Origin of the sequence: Thermobrachium celere DSM 8682 (assembly GCF_000430995.1) — a bacterium.
Classification (GTDB): domain Bacteria; phylum Bacillota; class Clostridia; order Clostridiales; family Caloramatoraceae; genus Thermobrachium; species Thermobrachium celere.
The window spans coordinates 1-429 of record NZ_HF952036.1; the positions used below are offsets into that span (position 1 = coordinate 1).

General features: G+C 35.9%; 2 pseudogenes. Both read right to left on the minus strand.

Annotation, left to right across the window (positions count from 1 at the left end):
- A pseudogene (locus TCEL_RS14425) lies at positions 1-102 on the minus strand (nicotinamide-nucleotide amidohydrolase family protein); the annotation flags it as partial.
- Positions 71-429, minus strand: a pseudogene (locus TCEL_RS11520) (competence/damage-inducible protein A); the annotation flags it as partial. The pseudogenes TCEL_RS11520 and TCEL_RS14425, both read right to left, overlap by 32 nt.

Here is a 429-nt window from a genome sequence, read left to right on the forward strand (position 1 = left end):
CTTTAGTCTATTGTAAACAGGTTGTATTAGGCTTTGTGCTTCCTCTTCATTTTTTGCCTTTGCAGTTATCCTAAAATGAACTTCTCCATCCTTTTGCGTCATATGGAGCAAGGGTTGGATTTTGACTCTTTATTAAATCCTTCACCATCTCCTCTGCCATAGCTTCCCCTATGCCCATTATTTTAACTGTTTTAGAAACTAAGACTGTACTGCTCCTTTCCTTAAGGTAAGGGAATACATATTTATTAAACATGGGTTCAAGCTCCATAGGTGGACCAGGAAGAAGTATATATGTCTTATTATTTTCTTCACATATAAGTCCAGGTGCCGTTCCCCATTCATTCATTAATACCCTTGAACCCTCTATAACATAGGCTTGTTTTTTGCTGTTTTCTGTAATTGGTCTTTTTATTTTGTTAAAATACTCTT